This is a genomic window from Haladaptatus halobius (assembly GCF_020618475.1).
GTDB classification, from domain to species: Archaea; Halobacteriota; Halobacteria; order Halobacteriales; family Haladaptataceae; genus Haladaptatus; species Haladaptatus halobius.
On record NZ_CP085335.1, the window covers coordinates 2,064,068 to 2,078,766 of the forward strand.

19 protein-coding genes and 1 pseudogene are annotated in these 14,699 nt (G+C 64.7%); 12 read left to right on the forward strand and 8 right to left on the reverse strand.

Features of this window, described 5'->3' with window-relative positions; translation table 11 throughout:
* Nucleotides 1-262: 262 nt before the first annotated feature.
* Nucleotides 263-607, forward strand: a complete 345-nt coding sequence (locus LIW51_RS11990; RefSeq protein WP_227374359.1) for an SHOCT domain-containing protein — start codon at nucleotides 263-265, stop codon at nucleotides 605-607.
* 7 nt (nucleotides 608-614) lie between these two features.
* Here LIW51_RS11990 and LIW51_RS11995 read toward each other — a convergent pair whose 3' ends face one another.
* Nucleotides 615-1,232, reverse strand: coding sequence for an adenylate kinase (locus tag LIW51_RS11995; RefSeq protein ID WP_227374360.1), 618 nt, complete (start codon nucleotides 1,230-1,232; stop codon nucleotides 615-617).
* A gap of 95 nt (nucleotides 1,233-1,327) precedes the next feature.
* On the opposite strand from LIW51_RS11995, the gene LIW51_RS12000 reads away from it, so the two are divergent.
* The 3 genes from LIW51_RS12000 to LIW51_RS12010 all read left to right on the forward strand — a co-directional run bounded on the left by LIW51_RS12000 (nucleotide 1,328) and on the right by LIW51_RS12010 (nucleotide 4,588).
* On the forward strand, nucleotides 1,328-1,735 hold the full coding sequence (locus LIW51_RS12000) for a DUF7975 family protein (RefSeq protein WP_227374361.1): 408 nt from the start codon (nucleotides 1,328-1,330) through the stop codon (nucleotides 1,733-1,735).
* A 160-nt stretch (nucleotides 1,736-1,895) separates the two neighbouring features.
* Complete coding sequence (locus tag LIW51_RS12005) at nucleotides 1,896-2,330, forward strand: universal stress protein (protein WP_227374362.1); 435 nt, start codon at nucleotides 1,896-1,898, stop codon at nucleotides 2,328-2,330.
* Complete coding sequence (locus tag LIW51_RS12010) at nucleotides 2,330-4,588, forward strand: amino acid permease (protein WP_227374363.1); 2,259 nt, start codon at nucleotides 2,330-2,332, stop codon at nucleotides 4,586-4,588. The genes LIW51_RS12005 and LIW51_RS12010 overlap by 1 nt, the downstream gene beginning before the upstream one ends.
* Before the next feature lie 16 nt (nucleotides 4,589-4,604).
* Here LIW51_RS12010 and LIW51_RS12015 read toward each other — a convergent pair whose 3' ends face one another.
* From LIW51_RS12015 to LIW51_RS12030, 4 genes are all read right to left on the reverse strand, one after another.
* A complete protein-coding gene (locus tag LIW51_RS12015; protein ID WP_227374364.1) occupies nucleotides 4,605-4,835 on the reverse strand; it encodes an Lrp/AsnC ligand binding domain-containing protein in 231 nt (76 codons plus the stop codon).
* A 40-nt stretch (nucleotides 4,836-4,875) separates the two neighbouring features.
* Nucleotides 4,876-6,459: a TrkH family potassium uptake protein gene (locus LIW51_RS12020; RefSeq protein ID WP_227374365.1), complete on the reverse strand. Its 1,584-nt coding sequence runs from the start codon at nucleotides 6,457-6,459 to the stop codon at nucleotides 4,876-4,878.
* Nucleotides 6,456-7,796, reverse strand: coding sequence for a Trk system potassium transporter TrkA (trkA, locus tag LIW51_RS12025; protein ID WP_227376798.1), 1,341 nt, complete (start codon nucleotides 7,794-7,796; stop codon nucleotides 6,456-6,458). Before trkA ends, LIW51_RS12020 begins: the two co-directional genes overlap by 4 nt.
* Before the next feature lie 69 nt (nucleotides 7,797-7,865).
* A complete protein-coding gene (locus LIW51_RS12030) occupies nucleotides 7,866-9,023 on the reverse strand; it encodes a universal stress protein (RefSeq protein WP_227374366.1) in 1,158 nt (385 codons plus the stop codon).
* On the opposite strand from LIW51_RS12030, the gene LIW51_RS12035 reads away from it, so the two are divergent.
* Nucleotides 9,001-9,702, forward strand: coding sequence for a universal stress protein (locus tag LIW51_RS12035; protein WP_227374367.1), 702 nt, complete (start codon nucleotides 9,001-9,003; stop codon nucleotides 9,700-9,702). The two genes, LIW51_RS12030 and LIW51_RS12035, sit on opposite strands and share 23 nt — an antisense overlap.
* 144 nt (nucleotides 9,703-9,846) lie before the next feature.
* Here LIW51_RS12035 and LIW51_RS12040 read toward each other — a convergent pair whose 3' ends face one another.
* Nucleotides 9,847-10,254, reverse strand: coding sequence for a hypothetical protein (locus tag LIW51_RS12040; RefSeq protein ID WP_227374368.1), 408 nt, complete (start codon nucleotides 10,252-10,254; stop codon nucleotides 9,847-9,849).
* A gap of 82 nt (nucleotides 10,255-10,336) precedes the next feature.
* Complete coding sequence (locus LIW51_RS12045; protein WP_227374369.1) at nucleotides 10,337-10,564, reverse strand: HalOD1 output domain-containing protein; 228 nt, start codon at nucleotides 10,562-10,564, stop codon at nucleotides 10,337-10,339.
* A gap of 225 nt (nucleotides 10,565-10,789) precedes the next feature.
* On the opposite strand from LIW51_RS12045, the gene LIW51_RS12050 reads away from it, so the two are divergent.
* The 5 genes from LIW51_RS12050 (at nucleotide 10,790) to LIW51_RS12070 (ending at nucleotide 13,724) form a co-directional block, all read left to right on the forward strand.
* Nucleotides 10,790-11,287: a cupin domain-containing protein gene (locus LIW51_RS12050; protein ID WP_227374370.1), complete on the forward strand. Its 498-nt coding sequence runs from the start codon at nucleotides 10,790-10,792 to the stop codon at nucleotides 11,285-11,287.
* A 133-nt stretch (nucleotides 11,288-11,420) separates the two neighbouring features.
* Nucleotides 11,421-12,386: a succinylglutamate desuccinylase/aspartoacylase family protein gene (locus tag LIW51_RS12055; protein WP_227374371.1), complete on the forward strand. Its 966-nt coding sequence runs from the start codon at nucleotides 11,421-11,423 to the stop codon at nucleotides 12,384-12,386.
* Entirely contained in the window at nucleotides 12,383-13,018 is a 636-nt protein-coding gene (locus LIW51_RS12060; RefSeq protein ID WP_227374372.1) for a hypothetical protein, read from the forward strand. Before LIW51_RS12055 ends, LIW51_RS12060 begins: the two co-directional genes overlap by 4 nt.
* Nucleotides 13,019-13,106: 88 nt before the next feature.
* Entirely contained in the window at nucleotides 13,107-13,277 is a 171-nt protein-coding gene (locus LIW51_RS12065) for a hypothetical protein (RefSeq protein WP_227374373.1), read from the forward strand.
* Between the two features lie 69 nt (nucleotides 13,278-13,346).
* On the forward strand, nucleotides 13,347-13,724 hold the full coding sequence (locus LIW51_RS12070) for a transcriptional regulator FilR1 domain-containing protein (RefSeq protein ID WP_438267372.1): 378 nt from the start codon (nucleotides 13,347-13,349) through the stop codon (nucleotides 13,722-13,724).
* A gap of 41 nt (nucleotides 13,725-13,765) precedes the next feature.
* Here LIW51_RS12070 and LIW51_RS12075 read toward each other — a convergent pair whose 3' ends face one another.
* A complete protein-coding gene (locus LIW51_RS12075) occupies nucleotides 13,766-13,975 on the reverse strand; it encodes a hypothetical protein (RefSeq protein ID WP_227374375.1) in 210 nt (69 codons plus the stop codon).
* On the opposite strand from LIW51_RS12075, the pseudogene LIW51_RS39135 reads away from it, so the two are divergent.
* Together LIW51_RS39135 and LIW51_RS39140 are read left to right on the forward strand one after the other, a co-directional pair.
* Nucleotides 13,961-14,484 (forward strand): annotated as a pseudogene (locus LIW51_RS39135) (SAM-dependent methyltransferase). The gene LIW51_RS12075 and the pseudogene LIW51_RS39135 sit on opposite strands and share 15 nt — an antisense overlap.
* The gene (locus LIW51_RS39140) at nucleotides 14,430-14,672 is read left to right on the forward strand and encodes a hypothetical protein (RefSeq protein WP_227374376.1); all 243 of its coding nucleotides are present in this window, start codon (nucleotides 14,430-14,432) and stop codon (nucleotides 14,670-14,672) included. The pseudogene LIW51_RS39135 and the gene LIW51_RS39140 overlap by 55 nt, the downstream one beginning before the upstream one ends.
* The last annotated feature ends 27 nt before the right edge of the window (nucleotides 14,673-14,699 follow it).

Here is a 14,699-nt window from a genome sequence, read left to right on the forward strand (position 1 = left end):
CGAGTGACCGCAGGGAACGAGACGAAGCGCACAGTGAGACGCGCGAGTTTACCCCACTCACGGTTGCACCGTTCGCAATCGAGGCGCACTGCGCCTCTCACCCCTCGCCCTTTCAGTCCACCAGGAGAAGGTCCGGACGAGTTAGCGCTTCCTGTGACTAGCTGTGTGGACGCTCGGCAGCTGGCCCACCCGCCACCATGGACGTGAAAAATCCCGCGTCTCCACGACAACGTTTTTATCGTATTTGCATGAAATACGTGACATGAATGGTAGCTTCAACCAACTGCTCCCGGAAGACGACTTCTGGCGAACCATCTCGTTGGGCGCGATTCTGGTCTTCCTCGTCCCTCTCGTCGCGATCACGGGTGCGTTAGCACCGGAAGCCCTCGTCGCGGGCGTCGTCCTCGCGTTCGTGGCGTGGGCGATAGCTCGGCGGGACGAATCCGACGCGGTCGCGGACGAATCGCAGGAACTCGACGCCGTCGAGACCCTGCGAAAGCGGTACGCCAGCGGTCAGATAAACGAGTCCGAGTTCGAGCGGCGACTCGACACGCTCCTCGAAACCGAGTCGGTCGAACCGAGCGGAAAAGAACTGTCGTTGGAGTGAGTCGGAGTTACGCTTCGTTTTCGATGGTCTCTCGGATGTCGTCCCACACTTCGTCGGGGGTCTGTTCGCCGTCGATTCGCACGAGTTCGCCCTGCTCCTCGTAGTGGTCGATGACGGGTTCGGTGTTCTCCCGGTAGACGCGCAGGCGCTCGCGGACGGTCTCTTCGGTGTCGTCCTCGCGCTGGACGAGGCGTTCTTCGACCTCCTCGGACTCCGGCGGGTTGTACTCGACGTGGTAGATGTCGCCCGTCTCGGGGTCGAGGCGTCGCCCGGTGAGCCGATTGACCAGTTCGTCCTCGTCCACGTCGAGGTAGAGCACCACGTCGAGGTCGGTGATGTCGTCCAGGTACTCCGCCTGCGAGAGGTTGCGCGGGTAGCCGTCGAGGACGTACCTGCCGGCCTCCGAGAGCGCGGCCCGCACGATCTCGTTCACCACGGGGTCGGGCACGAGTTCGCCCTCGTCCATGAAACTCGCGGGAGTACCGTGCTCCGTCTCCATGTGCTTGTTCGCACGGAGTGCGTCGCCGGTCGTGACGTGCTCGACATCGAACTCCTCGGCGATTCGCGCGCTCTGAGTTCCTTTGCCAGCGCCCGGCGCACCCAGAATGAGAACGTTCTGGCTCATGTCCACACCTGCATCGGCCTCGCATAAAGAGTTAAAGAAACAGCTTCGTCGCCCGGAACACCCGTTTTTTGTCGGCGGGCGACGAACGTCCGGCTATGAGCCGTTTCAGCGCCGACACGCCGAAAGAGCGCCGGAAGCTCGTCGTGGACGCGATCACCGCGCACCGCAATCGAGGCAGCGCGTTCTGCACGCTACAGGCCGAGTTCGACCCCGAAGCGGCGGGGAAAGGGGAACGAGAGGAGGCCCCACCGTGGATACAGTTCGGCGACAGAACCCTCAACGCGGACTACACGGACGAGGAACTCGAACGGCTGAAGGCGCTCGTTCGGGAGTTTCCGGCGTTCAAGATCGAGGAACTGCACAGCCCCGAGGAGGCCGAGGGAACGAACGTTCGGATCAGCGCGAAAGCCGACGCGAACCGCATCGCGCAGTTCGTCGAACGAACGTTCCGCGAGGCGTACGAGTGCCCGGAGATGTTCACCCTCTGGGTTGTCGAAGTGTGACATAGGGTCACGATTTTCGTAGCCATTATCACCCCCCGAAGCAACTACTCCGCCACATGACGCATCGACACGCCGTTAGAGACACGTCTGATATCGAGCGCTGGACCGACCCCACCCGACGATACACGCGACAGGTCATCGACACCGGGTGGTACATCACATGACGGAGCTGTTCGAACGAGTTATCCTTCCACTCGCAAGCGAGGAAGACGCCGAATCGACCTGCCGAGCCGCCATCGATTACATCGCGTCCGCCGGCGGGCAGGTCGTCGCAGTCCACGTCGTCGAGAAAGGTGGCGGGGCACCCGACAAGGCGTCGGTCGAACAGCGCGAAGAACGGGCAGACGGGATTTTCGCGGTTATCCGGGAGTGCTGTGACGGCGCGGGCGTTCCGGTCGAAACGAAACTCGTCTACGGAACCGACGTGGCCGAGACCGTCTTCGACGCGGCCGACGAGGTGGACGCGACGGCCATCGCGTTCACCCCGCGCGGCGGCAGTCGATGGGTGCGACTGCTAACCGGCGACGTGACGCTCTCGCTCGTCACCGAGACGAACCGACCCGTGGTGGTGCTCCCGGACGCGGAGGCGAACTGATGGCGGACGAGGAACTCGCCAAAGACCTCGGCCCGCTCGCCGCGCTCACCATCGGCGTCGGGACGATGATCGGCGCGGGCATCTTCGTCCTGCCCCAGCAAGCGTACGGGGTCGCCGGCCCCGCCATCGCCCTCTCGTTCGTCCTCGGCGGCGTCATCTCGCTGTTCACCGCGCTCTCGGCGAGCGAACTCGGCACCGCGATGCCGAAAGCGGGCGGAAGTTACTACTACGTCAACCACGCGCTCGGGCCGCTGTTCGGTTCCGTCGCGGGGATGGGCAACTGGATGGGACTCGCGTTCGCCTCGGCGTTCTACATGATCGGTTTCGGCGACTTCGTGACGGCCCTCGTGGCGGTGCCCGCGGTCGACCTCGGAATCGTCGCGCTCGAACCGAAGCAGGTCGCCGCCTTCTTCGCCGGACTGCTCTTCGTCGGCGTCAACTACGTCGGCGCGAAGGAGACGGGACGGCTCCAGAACGTCATCGTCATCACGCTCGTCGCCATCCTGACAGTGTTCTCGGTGCTCGGCTTCCTCCAAGCCGACCTCTCGACGCTCAAACCGTTCGCTCCGACCGAGCGAGGATACGGCGCGGTTCCATTCGGAACCGCGCTCGTGTTCGTCTCGTTCCTCGGCTTCGCCAAGATTACCACGGTCGCCGAGGAGATAAAGAATCCCGGCCGAAACCTCCCGCTCGCCGTCGTCGGGAGCGTCGTCATCGTGACGATAATGTACGCCGTGCTGATGGTCGTGATGGCGAGCGTGATAAACTGGCGGGACCTCGCAGCGCTGGGAGCCGACCCCGTGGTCGAAGTCGCCGAGGTAGCGTTCGGCGAGGCGCTCGGACTAGCCGGGGTCGGTGCGGGTCTCATCGTCTTCGGCGGACTGTTGGCGACGGCGTCGAGCGCGAACGCCTCGATTCTCGCTTCCTCGCGCATCAACTTCGCCATGGGACGGGACAAACTCATCACCGCGTGGCTCAACGATATCCACGAGCGATTCGCCACGCCTTACCGCTCCATCGCGGTGACCGGCGTTATCATCCTCGCGCTCATCCTCGTCGGCGACATCAAGGTGCTGGCGAAGGCCGGAAGCGTCCTCCACCTCATCGTCTACGGTTTGCTCAACATCGCGCTCATCGTGATGCGCGAAGCCGACGTGGCGGAGTACGACCCCCCGTTTCGGGTGCCAATGTACCCCGCAACCCCGATTCTCGGCGCGCTGTTCTCGTTCGGCCTCATCGCGTTCATGGCACCCGTCGAAATCGCGCTGAGCGTCCTCTTCGTCGTCGGCGGTATCGCTTGGTTCTTCGTGTACGCGCGTCCGCGAACCGAAAAACAGGGCGTGCTGAGCCGGTACGTCCTCAGCCGACCCGAGCAGATGCCCGAACCGGCCGTCTCCGCCGCGACCTCCGTGAAACCCGACGGAGGAGATTACCGCGTGATGGTGCCGCTGGCGAACCCCGAACACGAAAAAGACCTCATCTCGCTCGCCAGCGCGGTGGCGAACCAGCGCGACGGGACGGTCGTCGCCACCCACATCGTGCAGGTGCCAGACCAGACGCCCCTCGCCAGCGGCGCGGAACACGTCGAGGAACTCGACGCCGAATCCGCGAACCTCCTCGCTCGCGCCCGCGAGGACGCCGAGACGTTCGGCGTCCCTGTCGAGACGCACACCATCCTCTCGCACCGCTCGTTCGAGGAGATATTCGACGCGGCCCGAACCCACGCCGCGGATCTCGTCGTCATGGGCTGGGGCGAGGACAGCCACGGGTCGCCCGGACGGGCCGAAAGTGCCATCGACGAACTCACGAACGACCTGCCCTGCGACGTGGTCGTCTACCGCGACCGCGGGTTCGACCCCAGCAGGGTGCTCGTCCCGACCGCGGGCGGGCCGGACTCCGACCTCAGCGCCGCCCTCGCACGGATGCTCCAAGTTGAGTACGACTCGGACGTATCGCTCCTCTACGTCACCGACAACTCGACCGAGGAGGGCGAACGATTCCTCGCCGACTGGGCCGCCGAACACGGGCTGTCAGAAGCGAACCTCGTCGTCACCGAAGACGACGACGTGGAACGCGCTATCGAGCGAGAGGCCGAACGCTGCTCGATGCTTATCATCGGCGCGACCGAGGAGGGGCTCCTCTCACGGCTCGTCCGCGGCGCGCTCGCGCTCCAAGTCGTGAACGACGTGAACTGCTCCGTCTTGCTCGCCGAGAAGGCCCGAAAACGGTCGCTTCGAGAGCGGTTGTTCGGTAGTTAGTCGAACCGGACTTCGTTCAATCCAACCGGACATACGTTCGGGTTCGTCCGACACCCTCCAACGAACCGATTCCCGACGAAACCGTCTTCTGCACGCCGTACACGTCGTCGGCTTCGATTTCGGCGATGACGTCGAACTCCCCGGCGACGACGTGCGCCTCCGTTACGTTCGGAAGCTCTCGAATCCGCTCGACGACATCACCGGCGGTTCCGGCGCTGGTGATGACGGTGGTGTATGCGCCGATCATCGACCGCGATACGTCGGCCAGCGTGAAAGGGATGGTGCCCCTACGACCGCCAGTAGGCGGGCGTTAACAGCACCAGCACGGGCAGGATTTCGAGGCGACCGATCCACATCAGCACGACCATGAGCAGTTTTGACGTGTCCGAAAACCGGATGTAGCTGTTCATCGGACCGACGAGTTCGAACCCCGGACCGACGTTGCCGAGCGTGGCGGCGACCGCGCTCAACGCTTCCAAGGTGTTGAGATTCGGCCCGCCCGCGCGTTCGGCGTCGAGGAAGATGAGGAGCGCGCTGACGAGGAATATAACGAGATAGAGCAGGGTGAACGCGTAGATACCCCGAACCGCTCGTTCGTCTAGCGCGCGACCGCCGAGTCGGAGGGGACGAACCGCTTCGGGGTGAACCGTCGTGAACAGCTCCCGGCGGAATGATTTTAGGATGACCAGCCAGCGGACGATTTTGATGGCACCGCCGGTCGAACCCGCGCTCCCGCCGATGAGCATCGCCGCGAGCAGGAGGTACTGGGCGGAGCTGTTCCACGTGTTGAAGTCCATGCTCGCGTACCCCGTGGTCGTGACGATGGAGACGAGTTGGAACGAGGCGTGGCGAACCGACGATTCGATATTTCCGGCGACCGCCGGGCCGCCGGGGACGAATACCAAACCCTCGTGCGTGTAGACCAGCACGGTCAGAACCGCCGAGAGGACGGCCAGCACGCCGACGTAGAACCGGAACTCCGCGTCGCGGACGAGGCTGCGGGGGTCGCCGTTCAGGACGTGCCAGAATAGTGCGAAGTTCGTCCCCGCCGCGACCATGAAGGGGATAATGAGCCACTGCACCGCCGCTGAGAACGCCTCGATGCTCCGGGCTTCCGGCGAGAATCCCCCGGTCGCCATCGTCGTGAAACCGTGGGCGACGGCGTTGTAGAACGTCATCTCGGGGGCGAGACCGCCGAGGTGGATACCGTACAGCAGGAGTATCTCCAGCGCCGTGATGCCGAGGTACGCCTTCCAGAGCGCCCGCGCCGTCTCCGCGATTCGCGGCGTGAGCTTCTGAATTCCCGGTCCCGGCGCTTCCGCGTCCATCAGTTGGGCACCGCCGACCGACAGTTCCGGGAGGATAGCGACCGCGAGGACGACGATTCCCATCCCGCCGAGCCACTGGGTCAACTGCCGCCACATCAGCAGCGCGTGGGTGTGGGTCTCGAACGAGATGTCTCCCATCACGGTCGCCCCGGTCGTCGTGAATCCGCTCATACTCTCGAACAGCGCGTTCACGGGGTCTGCGAGCGTCGACGGGCCGGACTGGAGGACGAGGAAGGGAACCTCCCCGCCGAGTACGATGTCGTTTCCGCCGATGACGTACGGAAGGCCGCCGACGATGGACACCGCGAACCACGTCAGCGCGACCATCAGGAATCCTTCGCGCGCGCCGAGGTCCGGGTCGGGGTCGAGGCGTTCGAGCGACCAGCCTACGGCGAGGGCGATTCCCATGGTGACGACGAACGTGACGATCCCTTCGCCGTAGTAGAGGCCGACGAGGAGCGGAAAGAGGAGCGGCACCGAGAGCCACTTGACGACCGTTCCGACGAGGCTCACGCTCGCCCGCCAATCGACGCGGAGGTTCATAGTGCGGCGCTCACTTCCGACAGTACGTCCGTATCGACGAACACGACGACGTGATCGCGTTCTTTCACCACCGTGTCGCCGCGCGGGACGATGAACTCGCCGCCTCGCGTGATCGCGCCGATGACGACGCCCGACGGGAGGTCGGCGACGCCCTCGCGGATGGGTTGATCGACGAGGACGCTGTCGGCGTCGATCTCGATCTCCAGCACTTCGGCGCGGTCGTTCTCGATGAGCGCGATGTTCTCGGCGCGCTCCTCACGGGTGAACCGCGTTATCTCCTCGGCGGTCACCTCGCGCGGGTTGACCGCCACGTCGATGCCGACCGTCTCGAACAGCGAGACGTACTCGGCGTCCTCGACGATGGCGATGGCGCGTTCCGCGCCGAGTTGCTTCGCGAGCACCGAGACGAGCAGGTTTTTCTCGTCGTTCTCCAAGGCCGCGACGACCACGTCCGCCTCGTCCACGTGTTCGCGGGCGAGGAACTCGGCGTCCGTCGCGTCGCTCGCCATGACGACGGTCTTCGGGAGGTCTTCGGCGAGTTCCCGAGCGCGGTCGCGGTCTCGCTCGATGAGTCTGGGTCGCAGGTCGCGGGTTTCGAGCAGACGAGCGGTGTGGAAGCCGATCTCGCTCCCGCCGATGATGACGAGTTCCTTGTCCGCGCTCGGCGTCTCGTCCGGCGCGACTTCGAGCGCGAACTGCTGGACGCTCTCCGGACTGCCGATGACGACGACTTTGTCGTCCGCCTGAATCACCGTCTCCCCGCGTGGGATGGCGACGTCGCCGTTTCTGATGATGGCCGCGAAGGTGAGTGAGTCGAACCTATCCGCCTGCCGAACCGTCTGGTTCGCCACGGGACTCTCCTCACGTACTTCGAACTCGGCCATCTGCACTTTCCCCCCGGCGAACGGGTCGACGTCGCGGGCGGCGGGTAAGCCGATGACGCGAACGATGTCCATCGCGGTCAGCAGGTTCGTACAGACCATGAAATCGACGCCGAACGCGCCCTGTTCGGTGTGTTCCCACGTGTCGAGGTAATCGACTTTCTTCACCCGAGCGATGGTGAACGGATCGTCCACGGTCTTCGCCGTCCCGCAGACGACGAGGTTCGTCTCGTCGTCGTCGGTGCTGGCGATTATCATGTCAGCTTCTTCGATACCCGCCTCCTGTAACGTGGCGAGCGACGTGCCGTCGCCTTCGAGCGCCAACACGTCGTGCGAGTAGGTGAGCGAGTCGACGCGCTCACCGTCCCGGTCGACGACGACCACCTCGTGCGTGTCGGCGAGACTCCCGGCGATTGACGACCCGACCTCACCTGCGCCGACGATGATGATTCGCATGTGGTTCCTTCTGTCGGCGTTTGCCATTCCTCGGGTAAGATTATTTCTCTTTGGCGGCAGGGAGAGCGATCAGGAGAACCAGCGAGAGAGGCGGGAAGTGAGGCCGAGATTCCGCTTCGTTATGATGATCGTGTTCTCAGTGCGGTGAGCGATGGTTTCCGGAAGCGCGCCGAACACGAGTTGCTGGAGTTCGCTCTCGCGGGTCGCACCGATGATGGTGAGGTCGTGGTCGTCGGTTCGCTCGACGACGGTGTCCGCGACGCCCTCGCCTTCGTAGAGCGACTGTTCGACGGAGACGTCTTCCAACGTGTTCGCCGTCTCGGAGAGGAGTTCGCGGGCGGATTCGCGCTCGTCACCCGAGGCGTCGGGGGAGACGACGTGAACGGTTTCGACCGTCGCGCTCTCGGAGTGGGCGATGGCGCGAGCGGTCTCCGTCGCCAACTCCGCGTGCGGGCCGACCGCGGTCGGTATCATGATGGACTCGACACCCTCCCCATGCGAGCCGATCTTCTCGACGAACACGTCGCAGGGGGCCTCCTCGACCACCCTATCGACGGTGTTTCCGAGCACGACTTCCCTGCGGTGTGACCCGCCGCCGCGCCAGCCGATGAGCACCGCGTCGCTGACGTGCTGTTCGACCGTGTGGAGGATGGCATCGGACGCGCGGTGGCCGATCCGAACGATACCGTGGACGGGAACGTCGGAGTCCTCGGCGAACTCCATCGCGTTGCGGAGCACGTCGCGTTCGTCGTCGACGGAGCGGTACTCCTCCGAGATGGGCGTCTGTTCCGGTACCGTCGCGGCGGAGAGCACCAGCAGTTCGCCGTCCCTGTCCTCGGCGATGTCGAGCGCGGTTTGCATCATCTGCTCGACGTGGTCGGGGTTGGCGATGGGCTCCGCGAGTTGGTAATCGCGGGTCACCTTTCGGTTCTCGCTGACGACCGTCGGCGTTTCGCGTTCGAACTGCTCTTCCTGAGGGCCGGTGGATTTCCACGCGAACCAGAAGCCGACGCCGGCTACCTCCGCGGCGATGCCGAGGCCAAGAGCGGTCGGTTCGACGTTGACCAGGAGTCCGAGGTTGGCGATAACGGCGATAATCGGCACCCACGGGACGAACGGCACTTCGAACTGACGGTCGATGTCGGGGTTCTTTCGCCGCGATTGGATGAGCGCGAGATTGACGAAGATGAGTCCGCCGAGGAGCATGAAATCCGCGAAATGGGTCACCGAGTGGAGACCGAGGTGGAAGAGCCCCGGAACGTGGAATCCGACGCCGAGCGAGACGGTCACCGACATCGCCGACGAGCGGGCCGACCGCCTCCTCGAAATCCTCGAAGACGCCGACATCGACGCGGAATACTCCGTCGAGGGGCACGTCTGCCGCGACGTAGCGTTCGACATCCTCCACACCGCCCGCGAGGACGACGCCGAGACGATCCTCATGGGTTATCCCGAGAAACACGAGGATATCGCCGAGGAGGTGGAGTACGACGCGCCGTGCGACGTGTTGTTCGTGGACGGGTTCGGCGGGGAATCGAACCTCGACACCATCACCGTCGGGGCCGGCGGCGGACCTCACCATCAGGCGGCGCTCTCGCTCGTGAATGAACTCGGAGCGAGCGGCTCGGACGTTCACGTCGTCAACGGCACGCCGAGCGACGCGGGCGGGACGGCGGAGGACATCGAAGGGACGCTGTCGAACTTACCAGACGTGCCGACGGTACGGAGCCATGAAACGACGGACGAGACCGTCGCCGACGGTCTCGTGGCGGCGGCGGCCGACCACGGCGGCGTCCTCGTCATCGGTGCGTCGCGCACCCGCCTGCTGAAGCGGTGGGTGTTCGGGAGCACGCCCGACCGCGTCGTCAAGCGCGCCGAGGCGGCGAGCGTCCCCGTCATCGTCTGAGCTCACCCGACGGGAGTCTCGGGGCAACTGGAAGACCTCCTGTTCCCCGTGTACCGGATGCTTCGCAGGGTCGGACGCTCGGAGGGGCAAAGTCGGGGGAGGAGTTCGGCGTCGTAATTCCGACTCAGCGTCACTCCCCGCCGGTCACGCATACCCGTTGTCCCGAAGCAGATCCGCGAGAACGTGGCAGTAGAGGACGACGGCGGTGAAGACCGCCACTGCCGGCGAAAGAACCGCAAGTCCGCCGACCAGCAGACCGCCGAGGAGGACATGCGAGAGAATGCGCTCGTGTTCCATGTCGTCGATATCCTCGAACACCCAATCCTGGTCGCCGAAGGCGGCGGTCGGGTCGGCGAGGCAGGCGCGGAGATGTCGCCAGTCGCCGGTTCGAAAGCGCGTGAGGACGAAGTGATCCAGATCCACGAAGACGCTCAGGAGGACGCCGTAGGAAAACAGGACGACGAGCAGCGAGGTGGAGAATCGCCCCGACAAAGGGACGAGGAGCAGCCCCGACACCGCCGCGCCGATGACGAAGTGTTCGCGCGAGTACATCGGTCGATGGTGGTCTCGCCATCACGTAAAAAGGTTCGTTAACTCCGTCGAGATTCAATCGGACTCTAGAAGCGTTACTCCCTTAGTTGTCGGTATCGCGGGGTTCTACCCGAATCTTCACCGTTCCATCGCCCCGGAGCGTGACCGTTACGTCGTCGGTGTTGAATTCGACGGTGGTGTCGGCGTTGGCGTCCTTCCGAAAGAGGTTATCGAGGGCGTCCGGGTCGATGTCGTCGTACAGTCGGAAATCGGCCTCCGATAAATCCTCACCCTTCTGGTCTTCGATCGCCTCGAGAATCATCGTACTCAACGATTGTTCGCTATCCAGATCGTAGCGCTCACGCTCTTTTCTCTCGCTAGAGGTTATATGACACTTACTCGCAGTGCCACCCGTATAACCGTTCTGGGCGTTCGACCTAGGGACTTAGCACCGCACGGGGTTCGAGTGAAACGTTTCCGGCGAACGTCCCGCGATAGCCGTAGCGTTCGCAGAACCTCGCGTAGCGTTATGGTGGCCGAGTTCGTTCCGTTTCGCATGGGGAAAGTGAACGCGGATGACGTAGACTGGAGCACGCTGGAGGAAGGAGAGACGTCGTTCAAACGGAAGCAGTTGGGGGACGCCGCCGGCGGCGACCGACTCGGATGTAGTTTGTACGAACTCCCGCCGGGCGGACGGTCGTGGCCCTACCACTATCACGCAGGGAACGAGGAGGCGCTGTTCGTCCTCTCCGGCACGGGTACGCTGCGGCTCGACGGAGAGACGGTATCGCTGGTCGAAGGTGATTACGTCGCCCTCCCCGCCGACGAGCGCGGAGCGCATCGGCTCATCAACGATTCCGACGAGCCGCTAACTTACGCGGCCGTTTCGACGATGCGCGAACCGGACGTGACCGTGTACCCCGACTCGGAGAAGTTCGGGGTGTTCGTCGGGTCGCCGCCGGGCGGACGCGACGTCCGAACCCTCCACGGATACTATCGGCTCGACGACTCCGTGGATCACTGGGCCGGAGAAGACGAGGAAGATTCGCGGTGATCGCTCGGCGTTCGTGACGAACAAACCCTCCCATCACGGGGATTACGTTACGTCGACCGTCGATGTTTCAACGGAATCGGTTGGTTGCGTTCAGTACGATACGTTCAACACCCTTCCGTACCGTCACCCACCCATGGCAGGACACACCGCGAAGCGCGTGACGCTGGCCCGGCTTCCCTCGGGGGTCGCGCTCGAAACGACGGTTCACACCTACGAGGGTGCGGACGACGGCCCGACGCTGTATGTACAGGCCGCACAGCACGGGAGCGAGATAAACGGAACCGAGGTGCTCCGGCGATTCCACGAGGAGATAGACCCCGCGGAGCTCGCGGGGCGAATCGTCGCGGTTCCCGTGGCCGACCCGCTCACCTTCGATCGCGTGTCCTACACCACGCCCGAACAGCTCGACAGCGTCAACCCGAATATGAACCGCGTCTGGCCCGGTGATAGCGAGGGGACGCTCCACGAGCGCATGGCGGCCACCCTCTGGGAGTACGCGAGCGACGCGGACGCCATCGTCGACCTCCACACAGGCAGCCCGAATATGCTCACCCACGTCGTGTTCATGGAGGGCGACCGCGACTCGCGCGAACTCGCGGAAGCGTTCGGCACCGACCTCCTGCTCTCCGAGGAGGCGGGCGACGACGCCAACGCGGAGTGGGAGGAGCGAAACTTCGGCGGGAAGTTCCGCGTCGCGGCCACCCACGAAGGAATCCCCTCCATCACCCCCGAACTCGCGCACAACAAGGAAGTCGTCGAGGGCGCGGTGGAGACGGGACTAGACGGACTACTGAACGTCTGTCGTCAACTCGGCGTGCTCGCGGAACGCCCCGTCGAAAACGGCGACCCCGTGCTGGCGCGCAACCACCTCGGTCGGGTGGACGCGACCGACTCAGGGCTGTTCGTCGTCGAGTCGAGCCGCGAACTCGGTGACCGCGTCGAGGCGGGCGACCTCGTCGGAACGCTGTACGACCCGGCGACGTACGAGGTGTTACAAGAGGTCGAAACCGACCGCGACGGCGTGCTGTACGCGCTCACCCGCGAATCGACGGTCTGCGGCGGTGGAAAGCTGCTCAGCGTCGCGCTGCTCCGCGAGTGATCGCCGAATCGTGTGGAGACGCTTCCGAGGTCGGGGACGCGGACGACGGCGACGCCGATTATCCACTTCGGGCGAACCGGCCGCGAGATTCCGACCACTTGGTCGTAGTACGAGTTCGCGTCGCCTTTCGTGACGAATCCGGCGTGGGGTGCGGGGCAGTTCCTGAGCTCCGCGCAGTTGTCCGCCTCGCCGAGATACGCGGGATCGGCCTCGTCGTACCAGTTCTCGCCCGCTTCGACCCAGAACCGCGCGCGATGGAGGATGGGAATCACGGACTCGTGGCCGTTCGGTTGGAAGACGAGCACGTCGCCGGAACCGCCGAGCGACCGATAGCCTCGCTCACATGCGACCTGCGCGGAGACGACACCCGCTCGGCTTCCCGGCGGCGTGACGCGATGTTCGTCCATCACGACGACCACGTCGGCGCGTTCGACGTTCGGAGCCATGCTCCCGCTGATGACGGTGTAGGCCGGCGGCCAGACGCCCGTCATCGTGACGAGACAGGCGCTAGCGACGAGAGCGACGACGACTCCGCGAGCGAGCAGGCGACGAAGACCGGACACGACACGGCGAAACGCCGGACGCGGGCTTTGTTATCGACCGCCTGCCGAGCATTAAGAGTCGATTTCTAGGTCGCTACGTTCGAGATACCCGCACGGTTTCGTCCCTTTCGGCGTGAACGCACCGCAACAGTAGTAGTGTGCTATGCGTACTCCTAGCATGAATTCGGTACTCGAAGAAGTCGAGTTTCTCGCCCGGTCGCCGTACCGCTTCGAAGTGCACCGTTCGTTGGCCGAGCGGCCGCGCGACAGGCGAGACCTCCGAGAGTCGGTCGGCGTCGAGACGCCGACCGCGAGCCGAATCCTGCGCGATTTCGAGGAACGAGCGTAGATAACCCGCGAGGGGGCGCGATACGGAACGACGCGACTCGGCGAGTTCGTCGCCGAGCGCTTCTCGGCGCTGGTCGATGCGATGGAAACGGAGGTCATCTACACGCCGCCGGTCTTCGAAACGGTGTTGTCGTGGGACGCGGCGGCGGCGACGACCGCGGCGCGGTGCGAGAACTGCACCGTCCTCCTCCACGACGACCTTCCCGACGACGCCCGATGCGGATTCGCAATCTTTGAAGACCGCGTCGCGCTGTGCTGTCACGACCGCGATACGGGACTGCTCCGAGCCATCGTGGACACCGACGCGCCGGAAGCGATCGCGTGGGCCGAGTCGGTGTACGAGCCGTATCGGCGCGAAGCGCGGCCGCTCGACCGTGACGTACTCGCCAGCGACGAATCCTCCTGCGCCGAACTCGACCGTGGCAGAACCGCGAGCCGACCCTCGTAGGCCTTTCACCCCGTGAAAGCGCCTCACGGGACGAAGCGGTTTCACGAAATAACGTCAACTCCTCCCGCGCCGTAGCGTCTTCCGTGAGACGCCGTGGCGACTAACGATTCGAACCGACCGACGGACAGGCCATCGAGAACCACTACGGGATTCCGAATCTCGGCGAGAGTATCGTCGACGCGTTTCATGCGGCGGGAACCGACGCCGATGCGCTGACTCGGGACGACATCGCGGCCGTGGACGAGTTCCACATCTGGGGGCGCGAGGCGACCCGGGAACTGGCCCGACTCGCGGACGTAGAGCCGGGGGCGTCCGTACTTGACGTCGGCTGTGGAATCGGCGGCCTCGCCCGAACGCTCGCCGCCGAGTTCGGTTGCCGTGTGGTGGGCGTCGACCTCGTGGCCGATTACTGCCGAGGGCGAGACGCTTCACCGAACTCGTCGGACTCGACGACGAGGTTCGCTTCCGACGCGCGGACGCCCTCGACCTCCCGTTCGACGACGGGGCGTTCGACGTCGTGTGGCTGCAGCACACGACGATGAACGTCGCAGACAAACCGCGCTCGTTCCGCGAGGCCCGGCGCGTCCTGCGGTCGGGCGGTTGCCTCGCGCTGTACGAGATCTGTGTCGGTTCCGGGGAACCGCTCTCCGTCCCGGTTCCGTGGGCGGGGACGACGCCATCGACTTCCTCTCGACGCCCGACGAGATGCGAGAGACGGCGTCGGAAGCGGGCTTCGAGGAGGTCACGTGGCGGGACGTGACCGCCGAGAGCACCGAGTGGTTCCGCGGCGTGATGGAGACGATGGCGTCACGCTCCGCGGATGCGCCGCCCGCGCTCGGACTGAACCCGCTCATGGGTCGGGATACCACGGAGAAGGTGGCGAACGTGGTCGAAAATTTGGAGGAAGGGCGTATCGTCGTGGTACAAGGCGTGTTCGAACGAGCGTAGTGCGCCGCTCCCTCGTCGAACGAAACC

Excerpts from the sequence above, each read along its gene's own strand:
- trkA (WP_227376798.1), bottom strand. The coding sequence starts at position 7,796 with ATGCGAATCATCATCGTCGGCGCAGGTGAGGTCGGGTCGTCAATCGCC.
- LIW51_RS12020 (WP_227374365.1), bottom strand. The coding sequence starts at position 6,459 with ATGAACCTCCGCGTCGATTGGCGGGCGAGCGTGAGCCTCGTCGGAACG.
- LIW51_RS11995 (WP_227374360.1), bottom strand. The coding sequence starts at position 1,232 with ATGAGCCAGAACGTTCTCATTCTGGGTGCGCCGGGCGCTGGCAAAGGA.
- LIW51_RS12005 (WP_227374362.1), top strand. The coding sequence starts at position 1,896 with ATGACGGAGCTGTTCGAACGAGTTATCCTTCCACTCGCAAGCGAGGAA.
- LIW51_RS11990 (WP_227374359.1), top strand. The coding sequence starts at position 263 with ATGAATGGTAGCTTCAACCAACTGCTCCCGGAAGACGACTTCTGGCGA.
- LIW51_RS12010 (WP_227374363.1), top strand. The coding sequence starts at position 2,330 with ATGGCGGACGAGGAACTCGCCAAAGACCTCGGCCCGCTCGCCGCGCTC.
- LIW51_RS12015 (WP_227374364.1), bottom strand. The coding sequence starts at position 4,835 with ATGATCGGCGCATACACCACCGTCATCACCAGCGCCGGAACCGCCGGT.
- LIW51_RS12055 (WP_227374371.1), top strand. The coding sequence starts at position 11,421 with ATGGCAGGACACACCGCGAAGCGCGTGACGCTGGCCCGGCTTCCCTCG.
- LIW51_RS12040 (WP_227374368.1), bottom strand. The coding sequence starts at position 10,254 with ATGTACTCGCGCGAACACTTCGTCATCGGCGCGGCGGTGTCGGGGCTG.
- LIW51_RS12035 (WP_227374367.1), top strand. The coding sequence starts at position 9,001 with ATGAAATCCGCGAAATGGGTCACCGAGTGGAGACCGAGGTGGAAGAGC.
- LIW51_RS39140 (WP_227374376.1), top strand. The coding sequence starts at position 14,430 with ATGCGAGAGACGGCGTCGGAAGCGGGCTTCGAGGAGGTCACGTGGCGG.
- LIW51_RS12000 (WP_227374361.1), top strand. The coding sequence starts at position 1,328 with ATGAGCCGTTTCAGCGCCGACACGCCGAAAGAGCGCCGGAAGCTCGTC.
- LIW51_RS12065 (WP_227374373.1), top strand. The coding sequence starts at position 13,107 with ATGAATTCGGTACTCGAAGAAGTCGAGTTTCTCGCCCGGTCGCCGTAC.
- LIW51_RS12050 (WP_227374370.1), top strand. The coding sequence starts at position 10,790 with ATGGGGAAAGTGAACGCGGATGACGTAGACTGGAGCACGCTGGAGGAA.